Below are 24,058 nucleotides of genomic sequence, written 5' to 3' on the forward strand. Positions count from 1 at the left end.
AGGTGCATTAGATGAAGAAGATACTGGTTACAGGGAGTGCCGGATTCATCGGTTCCCATCTTTCAGCAAGGCTCCTGCAGGAGGGATACACGGTCGCCGGCATAGACAATCTCAACGATTACTATGATGTCGGACTCAAGAAAGACCGTCTGGAACTCCTGCTCCAAAACAGGGTCAAAAGCTATGAGGCGGATATATCGGATACGGGCAGTGTGATGGAGATATTTGAGTCGGAGAAGCCGGATATCGTAATCAATCTGGCGGCGCAGGCGGGCGTCAGATACAGTCTTGAGAACCCGCATGCCTATATCACAAGTAATATCAACGGGTTCACAAATATACTCGAGGCATGCAGGCATCAAAAGGTCGAGCAGCTGATCTATGCGTCGTCGAGTTCGGTATACGGGGCGAATACTTCGAAGCCTTTCTCCACTTCGGATAATATCGATCACCCGCTCAGTCTGTATGCGGCAACTAAGAAGGCGAATGAACTGATGGCCCACACATACAGTCATCTGTACCGTTTGCCGACGACGGGCCTCCGGTTCTTTACGGTATACGGCCCGTGGGGACGGCCGGACATGGCGTTGTTCAAGTTCACCAAAGCGATATTGGAAGACAGACCGATCGATGTATACAACAACGGCGACATGCTTCGGGACTTCACATATGTCGATGATATTGTTGAATCAATCCACAGGCTCGTCAAACTGACACCAAAGCCGGATCCTGAGTGGTCTGGGGATAATCCGAATCCAAGTTCAAGCAACGCACCGTACAGAATATATAATATCGGCAACAATGCACCGGTCAGACTGATGGCATTCATCGAGGCGATTGAAAACAGACTCGGCAAAAAGGGGGAGAAGAACTTTATGCCGCTTCAACCCGGAGATGTACCTGAAACCTATGCCGACGTGGAGGATCTCTTCAGGACGACCGGGTTCAGGCCCTCTACGGATATACAGGACGGGGTGAATCATTTCATCGACTGGTATCTCGGCTACTACAGCACGGAGCCGGTGGCAGAAAGCCGGGTTATATGATTGCTTTTCAATGTTTTGAAGCATAATCATGAAATGAGTGATGCAGATGAATAGGAAAATTGGAGTGGTCGGTCTCGGGTACGTCGGACTCCCTGTCGCAGTTGCCTTTGGCAAAATCGGGAAAGTCATCGGTTTTGACATCAGTGACAGCCGGATCGAAGAACTGCAGAAAGGATACGACCGGACGAATGAAGTGGACGGGCGTGAATTGGAACTATCAAATGTTGAATTCACATCTGATAAAGAAGCGCTTCGTGCAGTGGATTTCATCATCGTCTCCGTACCGACACCGATCAATGAGCACAATCAGCCGGACCTCTCGCCTTTGATCGGAGCGAGTGAAACCGTCGGTTCTGTGCTCAAGGAAGGGACAACCGTCGTCTATGAATCGACAGTGTATCCGGGTGCGACCGAGGAGGTCTGTGTGCCCGTGCTGGAGCAGATGTCGGGTCTTGCCGGCGGCAGTGATTTCCATGTCGGGTATTCGCCGGAGCGGATCAATCCGGGGGACAGGGAGCATACGTTTGAGAAGATAACGAAAGTGGTCAGCGGCCAGACAGACGAAGTGACGGATATCATCGCGGAAGTGTACAGTTCGGTAGTAAAAGCCGGTGTATACAAAGCGGAGAGTATCCAGGTCGCAGAAGCTGCCAAAGTCATTGAAAACATACAGCGGGATGTCAACATCGCGCTGATGAATGAACTGGCGGTCATATTCAATAAGATCGGCATCAGTACCCGGGAAGTGCTGGCAGCCGCAGGAACGAAATGGAACTTCCTGAAGTTTTCACCGGGTCTTGTCGGCGGACATTGCATCGGTGTTGATCCGTATTACCTGACGCATAAGGCACAGGCGATGGGCCATCACCCGGAAGTGATACTCGCCGGCCGGCGCATCAATGACAATATATGCAAGCACATCATTTCGTCGATGGTCAAAACGATGCTCTGCAAAGGACTTGTGGTGCAGGGTGCGACCATCAATATGCTGGGTCTGACTTTCAAGGAGAACACACCGGACCTCCGGAACACCAAGGTTATCAACCTCATCAATGAACTCCATGAATTCGGCTTCAACATTGCGGTGAATGACCCTGTGGCGGATCCGGGTGAAGCGAAAAGGTTTTATGATATCAATCTGAAAGATAAAGAGGACCTTGAGCAGACGAATGTCATGATGTTTGCGGTATGCCACGACGAATACCGTGAGAATAAGCGGGATTATCTCGATTATCTGAGTGAAGATGGTCTCGTAATCGATATCAAAGGAATCATTGATGACGGCGATCTGCGCGGGGAGCAGACAGTGTGGAGACTGTAGAAGGCAATCCAGTAAGCGGCGCACAAAAAGATAGAGTTCGAATGCCGAAAAAAAGAAAAGGATAGATATCCGGCATCTTGGAAATCCCGGCAGGGGTGCAACAGGGATTTCTCCAAAGAAGGGGAGTGTCGGTCATGCTCAAACGAAAGATGGGAAAACCAGGGTGTGATCCAGGAAAAAATGATTTTCAATTTGAAGTCAGGAAGATAGATAATGACAGAGAGGGTCCAGCAGAAGAAATACAAGGACCTATAAGGATACGATATGAAGAATAAAATCCTGCACGTGTGCTCCACGCTGCTGTTTTCATTCAACCAGTGGATCCAGGTCATCCTCATCACAAGAATGATCGGTCTGTACGAAATGGGGCTGTTTTCCTATTTCCTTGCGATAGTGGCGCCGCTCGTACTGTTCAGCAGATTCTCGTTTTCAGATCTTGTACCGACCCAGCGGAAATACAGCTACGGCTATACGATATTTGCGAGATTCAGAAGCATTCTCAACTATATCTTCCTGTTTTCGATGGTGGGTTTTGCCCTGACCATCGATTTCAAACCGTATGAAATCGTCTGCCTGATACTGTTCAGCGTATTCAAATTCTATGAGACGAAAGAGGATTTCATATATACGGAAAATATAGCGGAGGCCAATATCAGATTTCTGGCACAATCCAAAATCATCAAGAGCATCGTGACGATACTGCTTTTCGCCCTCGCGGTATTTTTGACCCACTCGCTCATAGTCGCAATCATCAGTCTGCTGGTTTCACAGATGCTCGTCTACTATTTGTATGACAAGAGGTTTTCATCCTATGATAGTCATTTAGCGAAGCTGTTCGGAAGGATGCATTTCAGGCATATTTTCTGGCTGGGTATCGGGTTATCCATTGTCGGATTGCTGTCCTCGCTGAATGCGAACGTTCCGAGATATATTCTTGAACATTATCACAGCGTGGAGGATCTCGGCATATATGCAACGATCATGTATTTTGCGGCGATTTCATCGAACATTGTCATCACCATCAACCAAAGCTACATCGCGGAGCTTGCTTCGGCCGCTGCAGAGAGCCTGCGGAAATTCTACGGTGCGTTCCTGAGACTGCTGGGACTTTATCTGATTGTGATACTGCTTGGGAATATCATCCTCTTACTTTACGGCAATGATATCCTCGTGTTCGTCTACGGGGATGCATTCCGCGGCTATCAGACGGAGATGCTGCTGCTCGGTGCATTCATCAGCCTGATTGTCATTGAGAAGTCATTCGAAATGGCACTCAACATATTCAATCTTTATAACATCCAGGTCATACTGCAGATGGCGAATTTCGTCATCACTGTGATTCTGTCGATGCTGCTCATCGTGCCATACGGAATCAGAGGAGCATTCATGGTGGCGGTCATCACGGCATTCACTGTCGTGGCTGCACAGATTTCAACAATACTCTATACAAGGAAATACTAAATCCGGTTCTGGAGGTGGCACATGCTGCTCATTTGGGGTGTTACTTTAATCTATCTCTTTCTCGGGGCATCGTTGAATCATTTTTATTTCCCCGACAGCACGTATCTGACAGTGACATTCATATGCATCACTTCAATTTTGCTGCTGCTGTCACTTCTGATAGAGTACTCGGAATTTTTCCTTGTCATATTTGCAAGTTTCATCACGCGGGTGTTTCTGCTGCTTGCCGATCTGTACATGATGGATGTGTTCGAGGTGCCCCACAGCGGGGATGATACTGAGAACTTCTATCTGACAGGCATCATGATCTCGGAGGATCTGTCCATGCTGAATGAATCGGTCTACGGCGGTGTTTATTCTCACCTGTTGGGCATCCTCTTCAATATATACGGGGATGACAGGCTGTTCGTCCAGTATCTCAATATACTGATTGCAATCACGGCAATACTGATCGTCATCCGGATCTTCAGGATGCTGGAGGTGCCGCACCGCACACAGATGGTGCTTGTGCTGGTTGTGGGATTCTTCCCGCATTCACTGATATTCTCGGGCATTCTGCTGAGGGAATCCATCATTTCACTGTTTGTGGTCATGTCACTCTACTGCTTTATCAGGTGGTTCAGGGAAAAGGATCGGATCAGTGCATTTCTGAGTGTGCTGCTGGTGCTTTTCGCAGCATCCTTCCATTCGGCAATCATCGGCATACTGCTCGGCTATCTGTTCGGGTTCATCTTCTACCGGCATGACCAAAAAGCATTTCGTTTCACTCTGGAATCCGTCGTCCCGTTCAGTCTGTTCGCACTGATCATGACCTATGTGCTGGTCTTTCCGAGTATCGTTTCGGGACTGCCGATCTTCAATAAGGTGGATCAGGTGCTGAACAACAATGACAACATCTACGAAGCGTTCACATCGAGCCGGGGGGATACCGCATATCTGACCGGACTGGAAGTCAATAATCTGTTCCAGGTCGTCCTGTTTGCTCCGATCAAGATCATCTATTTCATCGCTTCACCGATGCCGTGGAGCGTGCGGAACATGAACGACCTGATCAGTTTCTTCCTGGACGGCGTATTCTATCTCTTCTCGGTTGTGGTATTCGCGCGTAACATCGATACAATCAAAAAACGACCCATACTGGGAATCCTGCTGCTGAGCATCCTCGCCGGATGGCTGATTTTCGGACTTGGGATTTCAAACGCGGGGACGGCACTCCGGCACCGCTTCAAATTTTTCTATATCGTCATCGTCGCACTTGGGGCCGTGTGGTCAAGAACGGGCAGGGGACAAAGGTTTGAACAGAGGTCCCGTCAGTAGCATAAGCGGGTGCTTTTATGAAAATAACAGGGTTTGGAGTTGTAGCCTATGCATAGGAAAATGATTCAGGGCGTCACTTCCTCACTGAGCGTCGTGTTCATCAGGGAACAGGTCCAGTTCATAGAAAAGAACGGCTATCAGGTCACCGTTGTCTGCAACAAGGATTTCGAAACGTCGTATGACGGCATGACAGTTGAACATATTCCATTCGAGAGGGAAATAAGCATATTACAGGATATCCGGACGCTCTACAGTCTGCTTAAGTATTTGAAACGGGAAAAACCGGACATCATCAATTTCAGTACACCGAAAGCCGGGCTGCTCGGCATGGTTGCCGGACGGCTTGCCGGCGTCCCGACACGGATCTATATCCAGCGGGGACTGCGCCTTGAGACCGCCGGGGGAATAAAGAAACATATCCTCTATGCGACTGAGAAGACCGCATGCAGTTTGAGTACACATGTGATCGTCGTCTCCGACAGCCTGGAGCGTGAGATGGTCGAACGGAAACTGCTCACGCGTGAAAAGATGGTCCGGATAGGCAAGGGCAGCAGTCACGGCATAGACACAAAAAAATATGACCCGGCGGCGATCGACTGGGACCGTCTGAACAATCTCCGAGATGAATTGGGAATTGGCCCATCGGACTTTATCATCGGCTACGCCGGCAGGCTTACGCGGGATAAGGGCATCAATGAACTGGTAGAATCTTTCATCAGTCTCGCGGAGCACCGCAGTCATGTGAAACTGCTGCTGATCGGGGACTTTGAAATGAGCGACCCGATTGAAGAAAGAAACATCCGGAGCATCGAATCCCATGCTCGGATCATCCATTGTGCATACACGGGGGGCATGGAATATTACTACAGCCTGATGGATGTATTCGCCCTGCCCACGTACCGTGAAGGCTTCAGCAATGTCAGCATCGAGGCACAGGCAATGGGCGTGCCGGTCGTCACTTTCGACTCGACGGGCGCGCGGGACACGATCGACCCGAGACGGACCGGCATCATTGTGAAAAGCAATGATGCGAAGGGGCTCAGGGATGCTCTGGAGGCGCTGATCGATAATGGCGTAAAGCGGAAAGCTCTGTCTGGAGCGGCAAGGAAGTTCATCGTCGATAATTTTGACAGGCAGTACATGCATCATGAACTGCTGAAGTTCTATGACAGCCTTGGAAAGCGGGGTGAATATGATGTTGAAGAAAATGATGAATACCTCGGTGCATGACATATACTTCAGCTCGCCGGTGTTCATGCAGCATGCGTTTACGAGTGTCTACGGCTATAAGCTGAGACGGGAACGGTACAATGTGCTCTACCGCCGGGCCTTCAGACGCTATATGGAAGGGGGAACGAATCCGAAGGAAATGCTGTCCGATTTCATGCATCACCTGAAACAGAACATCCCGTTCTACAGGGATATCAGGATCGATGAAGGCAATCTGTTTGAGAGTTTCCTTGCGCTGCCGGTGACAGTGAAAGAGGACTTGAGAAACGGGCTTGAAGAGCGGTCACACACGGTGGGAATCATGCGCAAATCCCGGACCAGCGGAACGACGGGTAAAAATTTGGCCGTCTATGACTCGGAATACGACCGTGCAGACAGGATGGCGTACCTGGATTATATAAAGATGCAGAGCGGGGTGAAGCCCTTCTCTAAGCGCGCATCGTTCACCGGCCAGGAACTGACACCGCCGGACCACAGGAATATTCTCTGGCGCTATAATAAACCGATGAATCAGATTCTCTATGCAACCTTCCACATGACACCGGAGAATGTGGGACATGTGTATGAAAACCTCGTCAGGTTCAGGCCGGTGACCCTGGACGGGTTTCCGACATCGATCCATATGCTCGCCAAATATATGCTGTCAAATGGACTGAAGCCTGATTTTGAGGTCAGGGCTGTCTTTCCGACTGCGGAGACGCTTCTGCCCCACGTAAAGAGGGATATTGAAAAAGCCTTTGATACGGTTGTCATCGACCAGTACTCCTCGTCGGAAGGGGCACCGTTCATCTACGGCACCGAAGACGGCAAATATATCGTCGGCAAAGAGACGGGGCTGATCGAATTTGAACGGGTCGGACATCACCTCTATGACATGATCGTCACGAGCTATATCAACCGCGCCACACCGATTGTCCGTTACAGGATCGGCGACCAGGTAGAGATCCGTTCGGACCGGAAATATCTGAACTCCTTCGATGATGACATAAAGATAGAACGCATCATCGGCCGCGCGGCCGATTACCTGACCGGCAGCCGGTCGAACAGGGTGACTGCCGTAAATATTTCATGGGTCGTCGACGGACTGGAGGAAAAAGTCATTCAGATGCAGTTTGTACAAACGGGGAGATATCATTATGTGGTGAACATGGTGGTCGAGGATGCATTCGAAAAGCATGATGAAGATATCATCCGGGACAGGATGTACCGCCGGCTGGGGGAAGAGAGTGTCATACACTTTGATTATATGGAAGCAATCCCAAAAGAGAAAAACGGCAAAGTGCGGTTCATCATCAATCAAACCGGAAAGGAAGTGAGTGTCGGCGATACGGATGAATCGGTTTAACTGAAGGCACGTGTTGTGGAAAGGTTCAAAGTGCGGTGCGTTTCTTTATTCCAAAGTGATTTTGCGCATGTTTCAAATGCCGTCACACTTGTGTTGAAGGCAATTTTGATTGAAGAAGTGGACAGTTTGCGCTGCCCGGCTTCTTAACAGTCTATGAGATAAGGTGATCTTAATGCTGAAAGAACTGATAGGTGCCTCGACACATAATATCTACTACAAGTCGCCGATATTTCTGCAGCACGCATTTACCAGTGCCTACGGCTATAAACTGAAGCGTGAGAGATACAACAAGCTCTACCGGGACGCGCTTTTGCGCTATGTCAAAGGCGGGTTCGATAAGAAGCAGACACTGATTGAGTTCATGCACCATTTGAAGCAGCACATCGACGTGTATGCTCGGATCGAGATTGATGATGACAACATCATCGACAGTTTCCTCAAGTTGCCGATGACAGTCAAATCGGATCTGAGGTATGAACTCGAAGCCCGTTCCTGGAGGAAGGGACAGATCAGATTTTCAGGGACGAGCGGTACGACGGGGGAGAGTCTGGCAGTCTACGATTCTGAATATGACCGTGCAGACCGGATGGCCTACCTGGATTATATAAAATTGAAGAATGGCGTCAGGCCATTTGCGAAACGCGCATCGTTTACGGGGCAGGATCTGACACCGCCGGACCACAGGAATATTCTCTGGCGCTATAATATGTCGATGAACCAGATGCTTTATACGGCGAACCATCTGACGGCGGATAACATCAGATATGTCTACGAAAACATGGCCCGCTTCAAGCCGGCGGCACTGGACGGTTTCCCGTCCGCCATCCATATGGTGGCAAAATTCATGCTGAGCAATCATATAAAGGCGGACTGGGATGTGCTGGCGGTATTCCCGACCTCTGAAATCCTGCTTCCGTACGTAAAGACGGATATTGAGAAGGCGTTCGGCACGACGGTCGTCGACCAGTATGCGAGCGGCGAAGGGGCGCCGTTCATATACGGAAATGCTGACGGCGCGTATCAGATAGGACACGAAACCGGCCTCTTTGAATTCAAAAGGATCGGAGACCGTCTGTACGAAATGATCGTGACCAGCTTCATCAATTATGCGACACCGATCGTGCGCTACAGAATCAACGATCAGGTTGAAATCGATTCTGACAAAGATTATCTGAACTCCTATTCCGATGACATCAGGATCACCAGGATCTTTGGGAGAAGGTCGGACTATCTGATTGGAAGCAGGGGGAATAAAGTGACCAGTGTAGGCATTGCACGGGCGGTCGAAGGCATTGAAGACAAAGTGATCGCCTTCCAGTTCATACAGAAGGACATGAAGGAGTTCGTGGTGAATCTGGTGGTGGAGCCGGACTACGGTGAAAAAGAAGATAAGATATTCAAGGAACGGGTCGTGCGCCGGCTGGGACAGGACAGCCGCTATCACTTCAATTATGTGGAGACGATCCCTAAAGATAAAAACGGCAAGGCCCGCTTCATCATCAATGAGATAAGCGGGGCAAAGTGAATGGATTGTCCATGGGAGGTGCCGTAATGAAAAGAGCATTCGATATTTCCGCGGGAATACTTGCGCTGTTGATCCTTTTTCCACTGATGGCCGCCACCGCTGCCCTGATAAAGATGAAAATGGGCGGTCCGGTCATATTCAGACAGATGCGGCCGGGATACTTGGGCGCGCCATTCTGCCTCTACAAGTTCAGGACGATGACGGATGAGACCGATGACAAAGGGGAAATGCTGCCGGATTCAAAGCGGCTCACTGCTGTGGGGATATTGATCCGAAGGTTGAGCCTGGATGAACTCCCCCAGCTGATCAACGTCATTAAGGGAGACTTGAGCCTTGTGGGACCGAGGCCTTTATTGATGCAGTATATGGAGCTTTACAGCGAGCGTCAGATGAAGCGCCATGAAACGCGTCCGGGGATCACAGGATGGGCGCAGGTGAACGGGCGGAATACCCTTTCGTGGGAAGAGAAATTCGAGATGGATGTATGGTATGTGGAAAACCATACCTTTTGGCTGGATCTGAAAATCCTGGCCATGACGGTGCAGAAGGTGCTGAAAAGCGAAGGCATCAATCAGGAAGGGGAGAGTACGGCCCGGGCATTTACCGGAAACAAGGCAGACAGCTGAAGCAGATTTCCTTTGGTCGGGTAGTTTAAATCTGCATATATGCTGCAATACCGTAACCCGCTTTGTCGGGAAGCCGGTCACGGTATGTGATACAAAAATCCAATTAGGGGGAAGGAGTGACTGGATGTGTCTCAATGGAGAATCCAAAGGATATCACCTCGTAAGGATTGCATAGGGAAGGAACGTTTGAAAGAAGCGTTTGAAATGAACTGCGTTGCAGATGTTTATAAAGAAAATCGCAGGAAAAGATTCACGGGTGGTGCTTTTGACGGATCGCTGCGTAAGTTCGAGATAGAGAATGGATCCTGTTCAGATACGGCTTGTGAAGCGTGCGTCAGAGTCAGCATGAAAATGTTCATGAAGCAAATCCATATAGATTGCCTCTTTCCCGAAACGCGTGAGTGTTAAGGGGAAATTAAGAGTCTTTGGAATCTAATGGAGGACTTGCCATGAACAAAGATATCTATTTTACGAGGGAATACGCACAGGTGAACGAGCTGATCGAAAACGGAAAATCACTCTATTATGAAATCAAAAGCAGGCACGGGCATATCACGCTGGGGGCGATAAAAAGAGAGATAGACACGCCCGTTGACGGTGAGCGCTATTATGATCTGATCACGCCGTACGGCTACGGTGGTCCCGTTATCCATGAGTGCACAAACCTGAAACAACTTCTGTCAGAGTTCCAGGAATGCTTCACCAGATACTGCAGGGATAATAATATCGTGTCGGAATTCGTCAGGTTCAACCCGTTATTCCAGAATCAGGAACCTTTCAGGGAAATGTACGATGTCAGCTATATAAGGAACACAGTGGGGACAGACCTGGAATGTTCGGAGGATACATTCCAGAGCGAATTCTGTTCGTCTGCCCGGAGGAAAGTCAGGAAGCTTCTGAGAAATGACAAGATTTCCTGCACTTTGACTAGAGGGTTTGAGGACATCGAGGAATTTCTTGAGATATACAACGATACGATGACGCGGCAGCATGCCACAGGGTTTTATTACTTTGACAGGGAGTACTTCTATGAGATGAAACGGCAGTTCGGCGACGATCTGTTCACCACGAGCGTATATTACGAAGATGAAATCATCGCCATGGGCCTTTATTTCATCTCGGGGAATATCATCCATGACCATTTGAACGGTACCAGGTCTAAGTATCTGAACTTCTCTCCGGCCTATCTGCTGAAATATACCGCGATGAACTGGGCAAAAGAGAATGGATTCTCCGTCATACATTACGGAGGCGGTGTTTCCAATTCGGAGGAAGACTCGGTATTGAAGTTCAAGAAGCGATTTTCCAACAGCACAGAGTTCAAGTTCCATATCGGCAGGAAGATATGGAACCAGGAAGTGTATGACCGGTTATGCCGGATGACAGGTGCAGATACAGAAACCGATTTTTTTCCGGCCTACAGAGCAAACGACGGACAAAAGAAAAAAGTGGCAGTGTAGTCTTTATTCCGGAGATTGGTGTGACGCTGGTCTTCGGAATATATTTATATAAGACGATAAAAAATACATAAAGTAAGATGGAGAGGAGCATCAGAGCCCATGAAAATAAGAATCATAGTTATTGTAATCTGTCTCCTGTTACTGTTGTTGGTCCTCATGCTGATTGACAGCTTCAACCATAACTACTCGGATGCTCCTGTTCAAAGTGACGTCATCGTGATGCTCGGCGGTGACGGCGGACGCATGCAGAAAACCGCCGAATTATACCGCGCGGGATATGCAGACTACGTACTGATCACGCCGGTTGTAGAAACAGAGTTTCTATCGCAGAGTACCAAGCTTGCTGTCGCGTATGGCATTCCGGAAGAAGCTTTGATCAAGGAGTATGAAGCAACGAGCACCTATACCAATGCGGCCATCACGATGGAAATCATGGAAGAGCACGGTTTCGATTCAGCACTGGTCGTCACAAGCGATTATCATGTAAAAAGGTCCAAGTATATCTTCGATAAGCTGAACGATGGGAGTTTTGACTTCAAATATATCGCATCGTTATCAGATGACGGAGAACGCTGGTACGAAGGACCGGGTGCTTCACACATATGGCGGAGTGAACTGATCAAGCTGTGGGCATACAGATTCGGGTTGTATCGGTGGAGTGAGTAGGGGGCAGAAGTTACTTATAAAAAATAGTGTTCGACCATTTATATTGAAAATCAGATTAATAAACTTCCTGTATTATCGATTGGTACACACAGTGTACACAATGATAATCAGGAAGTTTTTGTTTTTTATAAGATCATCACAATACAAAAGCAGTATGGTTTTCAGATTGTGATGAGAAGAGTCATTTAACTAAAAATTCTGATATATAATTGGGTTGTGCACAAATAGGAGGCAGTATAAATGATTAAAAAGTATAAGAAGATCGTACGGTACTTATTAAATATCAATCATGAAAGAATCGAAAGCCTTACTCGCCATTTTGATATCGAAAGCAAGGAAATAGCTAATCTTGTTAACGATATAAATACACATTTTAGAAAAGAAGCAATCATTTACAATGGAGAAATGATTTATATTGCTAATGAATTTACAACGTTGATTGCTGAGTATTATCAAATTCCTATTGATGAACTAACTCCTATTTATAAGCCTGAGGTCAGGAGGGATATTGCTTTTTTGAAAATTGCTCTAAATGATGATTACCTTTCTTTGGATGATATATCGCAACATTGTCTGGCGAGTAAAAATACTTTAACGAATGATATTAAAGCCATCAATAGCTATATATCTGAGAATGATATCTACATCGAGTATCAAAGAAAGTATGGTTACTTAATTAAAGGCAAGGAAATTAATGTCAGAGCTGAAATTATGAATGTAGTGGACAGAATGTTCCAATATCCTAACGGAAGAAGTCTTTTAGAAGAGAAAGTAATCATGGTTAAAGGTGAATATTTTTTGCTTACTGAGCGGATTAGGAAACTGGAAAGAAAACTAAATATCACGCTAAGCGATGAATATTTAAACAAATTGCCCTACATTATATTAATTATGATAAAGCGTTCTGAAGTTACAGAGAAAGAGTGGGAGTTATCAATAAGATTCCAGGACTTGAGCAGTACCAAAGAGTTTAAAGAAATACAGGATCTTTTCTGGGGGTACCCTGAATTAACAAAACAGGATTTAACTTATTTGGCATTAGTATTCCTGGGAGCAAATAGAGTGGATTTAAAAACTGAATCTGATATCAAAAGTGAGATAGAGATTGAGAAGTTCGTAGACTATATCACCATGAAGTTGGAAGAAAAACTCGCCTTTAATTTTAAAAATAACCAATTTAAATCTAAATTGACACAGCATCTTATTCCTGCTCTTGTCCGTAAGAACCTTAAATTGACAATCGAAAATCCAGTAACTGATGATTTTATACAAAGGTATTATCCAGTTTATGAAGTTGTAAAAGAAATTATAGATGGTTATCAAGATATTAGCTTGAATGAAGCGGAGATTGTCTATCTTTCAATGATTGTCCTTGGTCATATGTATTATGTGAATAATGAGGAGTACAGGAACAATAAAGAATTAAAAGCAGTGGTTGTATGCCACAGCGGACACTCAATATCTGAATTAATGAAAGTGCAATTAAAAGATATGTTCTCTGATGTTAATTATATTGGAACTTATAGCATGCGGCAGTTTTACGAAGCAAAGCCCAATGTTGATATCGTATTCAGCACTATTCCATTAAAAACTAATAAAAAAGTTTTTATCATGGAAAATCTCTTTTCTGATCCAGGGAGAAAGGCCTTTATAGAGAAAGTTGAGACTTATTTTGAACTTGATCCTAATATAAAAACTAGACAGCTCATGAATTTTCTCAAAGATGTAATACCTGAAGAAAATTTTGAAACTATAAAAGATAAGGCTCACACCTTTTTTGAAACGGAAGAAGAGGATTTTAATAACTCATTGGAACTGTTAGGAGAAGAACAAATTAAATTCGTCAGGGATAAAGATATATTTCAGATGGCCGCTAAAGGATTAAATCTACTCAAGAACAGAAATTCGATAAATCAAAACTACTTGGACAGTACTATGAGTATATTTGAAGAAAAGTTTGAAACGATGATAATTGGTCCAGGTGTATATTTGCCGCATGCTCCTGTAGAAGATGGAGCAATTAAAGAAGATTACCAACTATTAATCAATCCTTCTTTGGAAAAATGCGTATTATGCATATCTCCTGAAAGTAATAATGCCCATGTAAAAAAATTACTAGAGTTAAACAGTCTTTTCACAGATGAATTATTTATGAAGAGATTATATAAATCGAATGAAAAAGAATTAATTAATTTAATAGAAGGGAGTTACGAATGTGGGATATGGTAGTTTGTTTGACGAAACACTAATAACTTTGGATGCATCTTATAGTTCCCAGGAAGATCTATTCAAGAATGCCGCAGAACACCTTGTCGACCTAGGATACATTGAAGAGACATATCTGGAGGCTTTGGTGAATAGAGAAAGAGAATTCCCGACGGGATTAGAAACAAAATATTGTAATATAGCAATCCCGCATACAGATGCTCCTCATATAAAGCATCCATTCATTTATCTTATAAGACTGAATGAAAATCTGAAGTTTAAAAATATGGGTGATGTGAATTCAGAGGTCGCGGTAAAGATTGTATTGTTTTTAGGAATAAAAAACCCTAAAAAACAAATATCATTGCTATCTGATTTGATGGGAAAATTTGAGGATGAAGATATATCCAAAATGATTTTAAATGGTAAAAATGAGAAGGAATTAGAACAAAATTTAAAAAAATTATTTTAAGGAGTGTAATTATGAAAAATGTAATTGTAGCGTGTGGTAGTGGTGTAGCAACAAGTCAAACAGTAGCGTCTAAGGTCAAGAAAGTTCTAGATGAGAATAAAATTAAAGCGAATGTAGAAGCTGTGGATATTAAGTCATTAGATAGCTATATCAGATCAGCAGATGTATATGTATCGATAACTAAAACTTCAAAAGAGTATGATATACCAACATTAGATGGTATAGCGTTTCTGACAGGAATGGGAATTGAAGAAGAAAAACAGAAATTGATTGATGCTTTAAAATAAATACTTTTTAGAAAGGAAAATTATATGGAAGTATTACAAAATGCAGTTCAATATGTGTTAGATATGGGAGCCGCTGTATTTGTACCAATAATAATGCTTATTATTGGTCTTGTAGCAAGAATGAAATTTAAAGATGCATTAAGTGCGGCCATAATCTTTGGTGTTGCTTTCTCAGGTATGACTCTGGTAGTTGATTATATGTTATCTTCCATCAGTCCTGCAGCACAAACTTTTGCTGAGAATACTGGTATAAATTTAACTTCTGTTGATGGGGGTTGGACTACAGCAGCAGCTATAACTTGGTCATGGCCATTCGCTTTCTTGATGTTTCCGATACTGGTCATCATAAATATCGTCATGCTGGCTTTTAAGTGGACGAAAACATTAAATGTCGATGTGTGGAATGTTTGGGGCAAAATATTCACAGCAATTTTAGTGACCTATCTATCAGGAAGTATTGTTGCCGGTTTTATCGTTGCAAGCATACAAGTAATAGTAGAACTGAAAATTGGAGATGTTTGGGGAAGAGAAGTTGAGGATTTGACTGGAATCCCGGGTGTTACTGTACCACATCATATGACTCTGATCGCTGCACTTCTTTATCCAATTGATAAGTTAATGGATAAAGTACCATTTCTCAATAAAAAAATGGATGCTGAAGCATTGAGAGATAAGTTGGGTGTATTTGCAGAAAACCATATTATGGGTGGTATTATTGGTCTCTTGCTTGGTTTAGCCGCGAGTTATAGTATTCAAGAAGCTTTAATATTGGCCATTCAGGCTGCTACCGCTCTGACTTTATTCCCGATGGTTTCCAAGTTATTTATGCAAGCGCTATCACCAATCTCTGATGCCATTTCTGATTTTATGAAAAAGCGATTCAAAGATCGTGAAATTTTAATAGGCTTGGACTGGCCTATATTGGCTGGTAGAAATGAGATTTGGGTAACTGCGATTATAATTGTTCCGGTATTGCTCTTATTTGCAGTGACACTGCCTGGAAATACTGTACTACCATTTGGCGGAATCATTAATCTATCCATAGTAGTAGGAGCGGTTCTTCTAACTAGAGGTAACTTAGTGAGAATGATTATTTATGGAGTGATTACTGCACCTGTATTCCTCTATATATCTACTTACTTCTCGCCTTATATTACACGTTTGGCTCAAGAGACAGGGGCAGTTAATGTGGAAGAAGGAAGCATGCTGACATGGAGCACGATTGAAAATGGTGAATTCAAATTGTTCTTTGCAAATGCGATGAATGGCGAGTGGTGGGCAATACTTGCTTCGATAGGCTGGCTTGCAATATTCACATACTTCGTCATAGGAAGGCAAAAAGATAACAAAAGGTATTTTTCAGCAGAAGCAAAAGAAGTCAATTGATATAAGTGAGTGATAATAAATGAATCTAATTTTAAAAAGCAAATTATTTTGGAGTTTTATGGTGCTATTGGGAGCAGCATTAATGATAATTGGATTTTTCACTAAAGATATAAAAATGTGGTTTATAGCTTTTGCGATAGCACTATTGGTAAGGTATTATGCTGCTGATTTCCTATTTCACTCTTACGAGAATAGAATCGAGAGATTGAAACAGAAACATAGCCAGTTAAAGGATGGATAAAATGATTTATACTATCACATTAAATCCAGCAATTGACAAAATAAAATATCTAGAAGGCAACTTGGAACAGGAGAAAAACAATCGTGTAAAGGAGAAATTTATAGATTTAGGTGGAAAAGCAACCCATGTGTCAGCGATATTGCAGCAATTAAATAAATCGAATATTGCACTTGGTTTTTCAGGTGAGCTGAATAAACAGGAATTTTATGAAGTTTTGAAAATTTATAATATCCGACATGATTATATCGAAGTGAAAAATGAATCAGTAAGGGAGAGTATTGTAGTTATAAATAACTCAGGCGGCAGTTATATGATTACTGAAAAAGGCCCTGATATTTTAGAACCAGATAAAAATAAATTAATCAAAATTTTGAAAGAACAAGTTAAAGAAAACGATATTATTGTAATTGCAGGTTCACCACCTCCTGGTTATTCATCAAAAGATTTCAGAGAATTAATAAAGGTTCTTCGAAAAAATAATGCCTATATAGCTTGTGATGTAGCAGGTAAATATTTAAAGGTATCGTTGGAAGAAGGTGTCGATTTCGTAAAACCAAATGAGCATGAACTGGAAACTTTGTACGATGGCAATGAAGACCTCAGTGAGAAATTTAAAAAACTGACATCGAAAGTAAAAAATGCAGTATGTAGTCTTGGCGGTGAAGGCGCAATGTATATGGCAAACGGTAAAATTTTTAGAATTACACCTCCCAAAGTTAAGGTGAAAAGTGATACTGGTGCAGGTGATGCCTTTGTTGGAGGATATATTTACGCACTTAGTAATAATAGTTCAATTCATGAAAGAGTAAAGCAGGGGATTATAGTATCTGCAAGTAAAGTACAGCATCATGGAAGTTGTCAGATAGATCCGGCTCAATTCGATTTTATTAATAAAAACACAAAAATTTTAGAGGTGAGATAATGTTATATGCAGAAGAAAGAAAAAAGATGTGCGCGACAGTAAAAATAATGTTTGATCGATTTCAAACTAACGCTGCCGGTGGAAATTTAAGTTTAAAAGTTAATGATGATCATATTATCATGACTCCAACTCTGATGTCACAAAATTATCTTTGTGATTTAAGTCCATTTCAGATTTTAGTCGTCGACAAAGATTTGAATATCATTGAAGGAGAAGGACGCTTAACTCGTGAAATCAATATGCACATGGCATGTTATGAAGAAAACCCAGATATTAAATGTGTTATACATGGCCATGCAAAAGAATCAATGGTTTGGGCAAGTATAGGAGAAAATATGCCTAACGTTACCGAAGCCACTCAGAAATTGGGAGAAATAAAGTGTCTTGATTATAAACCGGCAACTACTCCTGAACTTGCAGAAAGTGTTAGAAGTTATATTAAGACACGAGATAGCCTACCAGTGGCTCTGTTATTAGAAAGACATGGAATACTCATTATGGATAAAAGTATAGAAAAAGCTTATGACATGGTCGAGCGCCTGGAATATAACGCATATGTCTCCTATAAGATGCATGTTCTATCAATTTTAGGTGAAGAAGTTTCTCTGGAAAAACAACACGAGTACAATACTACAGAATAAAATGACCCTGATAGAGGTGGAACAGAAAATGAACTGTTCCACCTAAAAAGGATGTGAAAATTTGACAAGATGGTTAATTGCTTTTGATCTGGATGATTCTCTTTTAATGGAGAATGGTGCTGTTCATGAAAAATTGAAATTTAAGCTGAGAGAACTTCAAAAGAATGATAATGTTCTTTTGTTTGCTTCCGGGAGATCAGATTATTCGATAACAAATGTAATCAGTACCATAGGTTTAAATGAAGAGAATATATACACTTCTGCTTATAACGGTGCGTTATTAAAATATGGAAGAAAAGAAATATTCTCAGAAAAATTGAAGCAGGAAGATATCAAGAAACTTATGAACTATATTTATACGAATGATTTATATGCTCAAAGTTATATTGATGAATTTATCGTATATGAGACAGAAAATGAATATACGGAGATAGAGCAAAATATAACTGGGCAGCAAAAGAAAAAAGTTAAGAGTCTGATGGAGGCCTCACAAAGTTATCCTAAATTAATGGGTTTGGGGCATCCGAGTCTTATTAGAGAGGTGTTGGACAATACTACGAATGATTTGAAGAACGACTATAATATAACAATAACTAAACCTTATTTTCTTGAAATGATGAAAAAGAATATATCAAAAGCCAAATCTGTAAATCTAATAATTGATAGAGAAAAAATAGACCATAAAAAAACAATGGCATTTGGAGATAGTCATAATGATATTCAGATGCTGGAAGCTGTGAGTATTAATGTAGCAGTAGATAATGCAATCAAAGAAGTCAAAGATGTCTGCAATTTTAAAACTTTATCTAATAACGATAATGGCATCTATGAGTTTCTGATAAATTTCAAAGATTGGAGTTAGATGAATGACGATCTTTTATCTGATAAGGCATGGTGAAACAGAGCATAACGCAAATAATAATGCTTACTGTGGCAGAACAGATGTACAACTGAATGATGAAGGCCATAGGCAGAGTAGAGCATTATCTGAAAAACTTAAAAACGTTAAATTTACAGCATTCTATGTATCACCACTTACAAGAGCAAAACAAACTATGAGTTATTTGACGGAAGATTATTCAGTTGAGGAGAGATTATTGGAAATTGATTTTGGCAAATGGGAAGGATACACAAAAGAAGAAATAAGTGAAAGGTTCAGTAAAAATTGGAGCGAATGGCAAACTACTTCTAAAGGTGATGTAAAAGCGGGTGGAAATGGTGAAACTATGTTGGAAGCTTACTCACGTATCAAATCATTAATCGATGAGGTATCAATCAAATTTCCACAATCAAATGTAATGATTGTCGCCCATAATACTATTATCAGATTGCTTCTTACAGGGTTATTCGAAGCGAAATGGTCAAAATACAGATCATTTAAATGTGCTAATACATCAGTTGCGGTCTTAAAAACAGAAAATGACAAATTTGAATTATTGAAGATAAATGATGATATCCATCTAGTGGAGAAGGATTGATCTATGCCATTATTTATAGGACTTGACTTAGGAACTCAAGGAGTAAGAGCTATCGTTTCAAATGAGAATGGAAACATCTTTGCCAGTGAAAGTATAAAGTTCGATATGCAAATGATCAGTAGTCCAGAACAAGATACTGAGGTTTGGAGAAAATCAATATTGAAAGTGCTATCAGCCGTTTCAGGTCAATTAGGGAGGTCGATAAGAGATATACAATCTATAAGTGTTACATCCACCTCAGGTACAATAGTGCCTATAAATGAGAAGTTGGAACCCATTTATAATGCCATTATGTATCATAATAACGTTGGGATTTCTTATTTGAAAAAGTTGACAGATGGTAATTTAAACAAGTCATTTACATTTGGTAAAATTCTTTGGTTTCAAAATGAACGAAAAAAATATATGAAAGATGTGTATAAGTTTATACATGCAAATGATTATTTAATATTACTATTAACTGGCACACAAATCGTTTCAGATTATAGCAGTTCTCTAAAAAGTGGTTATGATGTTTTTAATGAAAGATGGAATGATTTAGGTGAAGTCTTGAAATTATCATCCCTTTTCCCTAAAGTTGATAAACCAGGAAAAATAGTTGGAAATTTATCGAAACAAATTAGCCAAGAGACGGGTTTGCCACAAACAATTAAAGTTGTTTTAGGTATGACTGATGGCTGCACAGGACTCTTATCCACAGGATGTGCGAAAGAAGGAGACTGGTGTACAACAATTGGTACGACCATGGTAATAAAGGGCTTATCACAAGAATATGTAAAAGATGATGTGTTCTACAGCCATAAACATCCTGATAATTTATGGATGCCAGGCGGCGCATCAAATATAGGTGCAAAATGGGTGTCTTATCATGACTTTGATAAAAACATAGACTATTTCAATAAATATGCATACGAAAATTTATTGGCAGAGCAATTTCATTATCCACTGATTGGTAAAGGTGAACGATTTCCTTTCCAAGATCAAGAGGTAGAGGGATTTGATAATACATCCACTGATGAAGAAAGTTTCCTTGCAGGAATGGAAGGAGTGGCATTTATAGAAAGAATGGCTTATGAAAAACTGGAAACTGAGTATGGAGTGATTATAAAAAATATATTTAGTGCGGGATCTGCCGGGCAAAATGAAGTATGGAACAAAATAAGAAGTAACGTGCTAAAGAAACCGATAATTCCTGCTGGGAATGAAGGTAGCGCTTTTGGAGCGGCAATCATTGCTGCTTCTGGAACTCATTTTGATAATTTGTCTGGTGCAAGTATAAACATGAATCAAAGAAATAGTAACATAGTAAAAGATTATTCTTTGAGTGAGCAGTATGATAAAAGATATTATGAGTTCTTAAAAGTTTTAGATAAGCAAAGACTTAAAGATAAACAATGATGATTTAAAGCCATCTTTATGAACAGATGGCTTTAATCAACTAATTTTATAAGCTTAACAAAAATTAGTTGAATAACTATAAGCTAAACAAACAATACTAAAATATTATAATTCTCTTGTTGAATCACATGATTCATCTGAAGGATTATAATTCCATTAATAAAACTGATATAACTAACCTGACTTAAAACACTCCAAATATAAAAACTAGTGATAGGAAGGTGTTTCACTTTTTGTCTATCTAGTATTCTTTTTTTGAGTTGAAGATAACTTTTATAATATTTAACTACATATTTATTTTCACGTTCTGTTTTATGAGATCTATTATAATTATGCATGAGAGAACGTATATCGTAATAATTATTAATTTCTTTAAACTTCATCTTAAATATTCTTTTATTGTGTTTTTTTACAGTTTTTAGATCCCGATTTATCAGAGTATCATTAAAAGCGTAAGTTATGAAATTTAATAATAAATGAAAGATAAAAATGATAACAAATAATCCTATGAGCAATAAAATTATATCATTACTAAATAATTTCATGAAATCTATAATAATGATGTATAAAAGCAGTGTGGCAGCTATATTCAGTAAAAAAAACTAGAATGATGATTATTATTATATTCGTTAACGAATTAATTTTATTCTCATCTGCAAATACTTTAGTAATGGAATTGAAGAAAGTGAAAATATAATACATTAAAAGTATCAGTATTACTAGCCATATTAAAGTATTATCCATATTATAATGTTGGATAAAATCTTCATAAAAAGAAGTTTCTTTTAGTAAGTTATACATAGCTGCCATTATAGTTACTCCTTTTTCAAATTAGTCAAATCACTTCTCCGACACAAATTTAAACGTATACTTCACTGGATGGTAGTACACTTTGGAATATTCGAACCGTGTGCCGTCATCGAAAGTGGAGTAGGCTTCAAGGCACAACATCGGTGCCTCTTCATCAAGATGAAGCTGCTCCATCAGTTCTTCCGTCGGCAGGATTGGCTTCAGATCGGCATGCCTTTTGCTGATTTTAAATCCTTTATTTTGGATGTATTCATATTTTGATTCCTTCAGGACATTGACGGACAGATCGGGAAAGAGATTAAACGGGAGATACGACTCTTCCAATATCAACGGTTTTCCGTCTGCGAGTCTCAACCGTTTTACATAGTAGACTTTCTGATCATCCTCTAACTTCAAATATTCTTTTACTTCCTCTGACGGTTCTGTCAGCTGGAACTCCAGTATCTCATTGGTGGGATTGTTGTGAAGACCGCTCATCTCTTCGGTAAATCCCTGCAGTTTATAAATATCATGTTCAATTTTTTTCTCGCTGACGTACGTACCGCTTCCATGCACACTGTACACCATTCCCTCTTCAATGAGCAGCTTGACGGCGCGTCTTACCGTCACCCGGCTGACTTCGTACATTTCCGCGAGTTTCGTCTCCGTCGGAATGGCTTCCCCGCCCTTTGTTCTGTTCGATATGATATCTTCTTTGATTTTGTTCGCAACCTGTTTATATAAAGGTGTTGTAGACTTCCACATACCACGCTCAACCTCTCTGTTTCATTACCGTTATTCTATCATTTGTTTTAAATAATTAATACATCTTTATAAACTTGTATTAAAGTTGTATTGTAATTATGAAAGTGTTGTGTTAAATTGATATTAAATAATATTGGAAGGGGTTTCATAGATGGAGAAGAAGAATCTCGTCATTGTCGGCGGAGGCAGTACCTACACACTCGGCATCATCATGAGTCTGATTGCTGAGAAGAAAACACTGCCGCTCGGCAAACTGACATTTTATGATACGGATCGAGAACGGCAGGAGAAAATCGCCAAAGCGACGGAAGTGATATTGAAAGAGAAATACCCGGAGCTTGAGGAATTCAAATATACGACGGACAAGGAGACGGCATTTACGGATATCGATGTCGCATTCCTCCAGATCCGGACCGGCGGCCTCAAGATGCGTGAGCAGGATGAAATGATTCCACTCAGGCACGGCGTCCTCGGACAGGAGACATGCGGGCCGGGCGGCATGGCTTACGGCATGCGCTCCATCCCCGACATGATCGAACTGGTGAAGGATATCAGAACTTATTCCAAAGACGCATGGATCATGAACTACACCAACCCGGCGGCCATCGTGGCGGAAGCCCTGAAGCGCGAATTCCCGGATGATAATAAACTGCTCAATATATGCGATATGCCGATCGCCATCATGAAGAGCTATGCGGATATGCTTGGTAAAAGTGTGTGGGACCTCGTCCCTGAATACTTCGGACTCAATCATTTCGGCTGGTTCACCAGTATCAAGGACAAACAGGGGCAGGACTATACCGGGACAATTAAGGACAAAATCGTCAACGAGGGGTTTATTCCCACTGACAGTGAAATCGCCAATGATGCGTCCTGGCAGGCGACATTTGCCACTGCACGAAAGATGCTGATGGATTTCCCGGAATACTTGCCGAACACGTATCTCCAGTACTATTTCTACCCGGAGGATATGGCAGCCAAAGAGGATCCGGATAACACCCGTGCGCGCCAGGTGATAGGCGGACGCCAGAAGCGTGTCCATGAAACGTGCGACAAAATCATCGAAACCCAGTCATTGGACGGGGTGGAGCTGACGGATGATATCCACGGTGCCTACATGATTCGTGCGGCGGCGTCACTCATCCATCATTTGAACCATATCTACATCGTGATGGTGAAAAATGACGGCATCATCTCCAACATCCCGGATGAGGCGATGGTGGAAGTGCCGGCAATGCTGACTGCGGACGGACCGAAACCGTTTGCGGTCGGGGAGATACCTGCGTTCTACAAAGGACTGATCGAGAACCAGTATGCATACGAAAAGCTTGTCGTCGATGCCTACTACGCACAGAGTTACACGAAGATGCTCCAGGCGCTGACGCTGAACCGGACGGTGACGGATGTGAACAAGGCGAAAGCGATACTGGAAGACCTGATTGAGGCAAATATTGACTACTGGCCGGAATTGAAATGA

At 42.1% G+C, this 24,058-nt stretch carries 22 protein-coding genes; 21 read left to right on the plus strand and 1 reads right to left on the minus strand.

Features of this window, described 5'->3' with window-relative positions; all coding sequences use genetic code 11:
• Positions 1 to 11: 11 nt before the first annotated feature.
• The 20 genes from BM271_RS00310 (at position 12) to BM271_RS00410 (ending at position 21,027) form a co-directional block, all read left to right on the plus strand.
• The gene (locus BM271_RS00310; protein ID WP_046789662.1) at positions 12 to 1,046 is read left to right on the plus strand and encodes an NAD-dependent epimerase; all 1,035 of its coding nucleotides are present in this window, start codon (positions 12 to 14) and stop codon (positions 1,044 to 1,046) included.
• Between the two features lie 46 nt (positions 1,047 to 1,092).
• Positions 1,093 to 2,367: a nucleotide sugar dehydrogenase gene (locus BM271_RS00315; protein WP_046789663.1), complete on the plus strand. Its 1,275-nt coding sequence runs from the start codon at positions 1,093 to 1,095 to the stop codon at positions 2,365 to 2,367.
• Between the two features lie 134 nt (positions 2,368 to 2,501).
• Positions 2,502 to 2,642, plus strand: a complete 141-nt coding sequence (locus BM271_RS14245) for a hypothetical protein (protein ID WP_158462222.1) — start codon at positions 2,502 to 2,504, stop codon at positions 2,640 to 2,642.
• Positions 2,632 to 3,828 carry a lipopolysaccharide biosynthesis protein gene (locus BM271_RS00320; RefSeq protein ID WP_046789664.1) on the plus strand — a complete coding sequence of 399 codons (1,197 nt, stop codon included), beginning with the start codon at positions 2,632 to 2,634 and terminating at the stop codon, positions 3,826 to 3,828. The genes BM271_RS14245 and BM271_RS00320 overlap by 11 nt, the downstream gene beginning before the upstream one ends.
• A 21-nt stretch (positions 3,829 to 3,849) precedes the next feature.
• Positions 3,850 to 5,145 (plus strand): hypothetical protein, encoded by a 1,296-nt coding sequence (locus BM271_RS00325; RefSeq protein WP_046789665.1) that lies wholly within the window; start codon positions 3,850 to 3,852, stop codon positions 5,143 to 5,145.
• A gap of 48 nt (positions 5,146 to 5,193) precedes the next feature.
• Complete coding sequence (locus BM271_RS00330) at positions 5,194 to 6,375, plus strand: glycosyltransferase family 4 protein (protein ID WP_046789666.1); 1,182 nt, start codon at positions 5,194 to 5,196, stop codon at positions 6,373 to 6,375.
• On the plus strand, positions 6,338 to 7,720 hold the full coding sequence (locus BM271_RS00335) for a phenylacetate--CoA ligase family protein (RefSeq protein WP_234960350.1): 1,383 nt from the start codon (positions 6,338 to 6,340) through the stop codon (positions 7,718 to 7,720). The genes BM271_RS00330 and BM271_RS00335 overlap by 38 nt, the downstream gene beginning before the upstream one ends.
• Before the next feature lie 172 nt (positions 7,721 to 7,892).
• Positions 7,893 to 9,245 (plus strand): phenylacetate--CoA ligase family protein, encoded by a 1,353-nt coding sequence (locus BM271_RS00340; RefSeq protein ID WP_046789668.1) that lies wholly within the window; start codon positions 7,893 to 7,895, stop codon positions 9,243 to 9,245.
• 26 nt (positions 9,246 to 9,271) lie between these two features.
• A complete protein-coding gene (locus BM271_RS00345; RefSeq protein ID WP_046789669.1) occupies positions 9,272 to 9,871 on the plus strand; it encodes a sugar transferase in 600 nt (199 codons plus the stop codon).
• A gap of 449 nt (positions 9,872 to 10,320) precedes the next feature.
• Positions 10,321 to 11,331, plus strand: a complete 1,011-nt coding sequence (locus BM271_RS00355) for a lipid II:glycine glycyltransferase FemX (RefSeq protein WP_046789671.1) — start codon at positions 10,321 to 10,323, stop codon at positions 11,329 to 11,331.
• Positions 11,332 to 11,430: 99 nt separating this feature from the next.
• Positions 11,431 to 11,997, plus strand: a complete 567-nt coding sequence (locus tag BM271_RS00360) for a YdcF family protein (protein ID WP_046789672.1) — start codon at positions 11,431 to 11,433, stop codon at positions 11,995 to 11,997.
• A gap of 240 nt (positions 11,998 to 12,237) precedes the next feature.
• Positions 12,238 to 14,226, plus strand: a complete 1,989-nt coding sequence (locus BM271_RS00365) for a BglG family transcription antiterminator (RefSeq protein WP_046789673.1) — start codon at positions 12,238 to 12,240, stop codon at positions 14,224 to 14,226.
• The gene (locus BM271_RS00370) at positions 14,213 to 14,674 is read left to right on the plus strand and encodes a PTS sugar transporter subunit IIA (protein ID WP_046789674.1); all 462 of its coding nucleotides are present in this window, start codon (positions 14,213 to 14,215) and stop codon (positions 14,672 to 14,674) included. The genes BM271_RS00365 and BM271_RS00370 overlap by 14 nt, the downstream gene beginning before the upstream one ends.
• Positions 14,675 to 14,685: 11 nt before the next feature.
• Positions 14,686 to 14,961: a PTS sugar transporter subunit IIB gene (locus tag BM271_RS00375; protein WP_046789675.1), complete on the plus strand. Its 276-nt coding sequence runs from the start codon at positions 14,686 to 14,688 to the stop codon at positions 14,959 to 14,961.
• A gap of 24 nt (positions 14,962 to 14,985) precedes the next feature.
• The gene (locus BM271_RS00380; RefSeq protein WP_046789676.1) at positions 14,986 to 16,347 is read left to right on the plus strand and encodes a PTS galactitol transporter subunit IIC; all 1,362 of its coding nucleotides are present in this window, start codon (positions 14,986 to 14,988) and stop codon (positions 16,345 to 16,347) included.
• A 242-nt stretch (positions 16,348 to 16,589) separates the two neighbouring features.
• Positions 16,590 to 17,510 carry a 1-phosphofructokinase family hexose kinase gene (locus BM271_RS00390; RefSeq protein WP_052749830.1) on the plus strand — a complete coding sequence of 307 codons (921 nt, stop codon included), beginning with the start codon at positions 16,590 to 16,592 and terminating at the stop codon, positions 17,508 to 17,510.
• Positions 17,510 to 18,151 (plus strand): class II aldolase/adducin family protein, encoded by a 642-nt coding sequence (locus BM271_RS00395; protein ID WP_046789678.1) that lies wholly within the window; start codon positions 17,510 to 17,512, stop codon positions 18,149 to 18,151. The genes BM271_RS00390 and BM271_RS00395 overlap by 1 nt, the downstream gene beginning before the upstream one ends.
• A 61-nt stretch (positions 18,152 to 18,212) precedes the next feature.
• A complete protein-coding gene (locus tag BM271_RS00400) occupies positions 18,213 to 19,013 on the plus strand; it encodes a Cof-type HAD-IIB family hydrolase (protein WP_046789679.1) in 801 nt (266 codons plus the stop codon).
• Between the two features lie 4 nt (positions 19,014 to 19,017).
• A complete protein-coding gene (locus tag BM271_RS00405; RefSeq protein WP_052749831.1) occupies positions 19,018 to 19,629 on the plus strand; it encodes a histidine phosphatase family protein in 612 nt (203 codons plus the stop codon).
• Between the two features lie 3 nt (positions 19,630 to 19,632).
• Positions 19,633 to 21,027 carry an FGGY-family carbohydrate kinase gene (locus BM271_RS00410; protein ID WP_052749832.1) on the plus strand — a complete coding sequence of 465 codons (1,395 nt, stop codon included), beginning with the start codon at positions 19,633 to 19,635 and terminating at the stop codon, positions 21,025 to 21,027.
• An 840-nt stretch (positions 21,028 to 21,867) separates the two neighbouring features.
• Here the strand turns inward: BM271_RS00410 and BM271_RS00425 are convergent.
• Positions 21,868 to 22,581 carry a GntR family transcriptional regulator gene (locus BM271_RS00425; protein WP_046789682.1) on the minus strand — a complete coding sequence of 238 codons (714 nt, stop codon included), beginning with the start codon at positions 22,579 to 22,581 and terminating at the stop codon, positions 21,868 to 21,870.
• A gap of 151 nt (positions 22,582 to 22,732) precedes the next feature.
• On the opposite strand from BM271_RS00425, the gene BM271_RS00430 reads away from it, so the two are divergent.
• Positions 22,733 to 24,058 (plus strand): 6-phospho-alpha-glucosidase, encoded by a 1,326-nt coding sequence (locus BM271_RS00430; RefSeq protein ID WP_046789683.1) that lies wholly within the window; start codon positions 22,733 to 22,735, stop codon positions 24,056 to 24,058.

It is taken from the genome of Salinicoccus halodurans (assembly GCF_900114445.1).
Taxonomy (GTDB): domain Bacteria; phylum Bacillota; class Bacilli; order Staphylococcales; family Salinicoccaceae; genus Salinicoccus; species Salinicoccus halodurans.